1 pseudogene is annotated in these 1,173 nt (G+C 38.7%); it reads right to left on the bottom strand.

The features are described 5' to 3' along the window. Positions 1-945: 945 nt before the first annotated feature. A pseudogene (locus AC1DPQ_RS28320) lies at positions 946-1,173 on the bottom strand (uroporphyrinogen-III C-methyltransferase); the annotation flags it as partial.

The following is a 1,173-nucleotide window of genomic DNA, read 5'->3' as shown; positions in this document are numbered from 1 at the left end:
GGCTAAACCACCAACCTTTGCAACTGGGTAACACTCGGCGCTTATATGTATAATTTCCATCAAATATTTGGTGTAGATAACCTAAGTAAGTTACTAATTGTTTTGAGTTTTGCAAATAATGAAAATTATATTTTTAGTTAATTGTTTTAGGTTTTTCTCCAGCATAATCGGCTTAAATCTGCAGGAGAATGCTGCCCATGGTTTCCCGCTGATTTCGCAGATATACGCAGAGGTTTTTGAAAGTGAATGTTCAGTTCTTTGTGGCGGGCTGCAGTCCTGCTTTCCGCTATAAGTCCTCACTGCGTTCCGGGCTTTCGCTTCAATCAGGCTTAGAAACAAGGGGCTGTTTTAAGAAATCCAAAAGCCCAAACCAATCAGCGGTAATCTTCTTAAATCTGAGGGAGATTATTGCCTATGGTTTCTGCTGATTTTGCAGATACACACAGCGTTTTTTATGAGAAAGTGAATGTTCAGTTCTTTGTGGCGGGCTACAGTCCTGCTTTCCGCTATAAGTCCTCACTGCGCTCCGGGCTTACCGCTTCAATCAGGCTTAGAAACAAGGGGTTGTTTTAATAAATCCAAAAACCTAAATCAATCACCGGTAGTCATCTTAAATCTGCGGGAGATTATTGCCTATGGTTTCCCGCTGATTTCGCAGATATCTGTAGCACTTTTTTTATATCACCTAATTTCTATAGATACTTATTTGTAATGATCCTTTTTAGCGCAGTTTTCCAACGCGATCGTCATGCTGAATTTATTTTACAAGTAGAAATAGTGTTTTCAATTGCCTTGTAACTACTTCGTGGTCAGCATCTTTCCTGCATTATAGACCCTGAAATGAATTCAGGGTGACGGCTCTAGGAGCTTAAACACAAAAAAACCGCTTAAATCCATAAGCGGTTTTTAACAACAAAACAAATATATTTTTGGTTTAAAAAAATCTTAGTACTCTTCGTCGATAATTTCGTAAAAATCGCGGATTGGCTGAAACTGTGGGTGTAATGAAACCACATCTCCAAAAACCAATAAAGCCGGGGCAGTTATTCTTTTATCTTCAACAATTTCAGCAATCGTATCAACAACACCAACTGCAATTTTTTCTTCTGGTGTAGAACCATTTTGAATTACCGCTACTGGCAAGAGGTTTTTATTTTCTGCCTGAAATATGGC

This window comes from Pedobacter sp. 01T416_2 (genome assembly GCF_056398925.1).
Note: the sequence above shows the minus strand (reverse complement) of the source record. Positions and strands in the feature narration are given on the sequence as shown.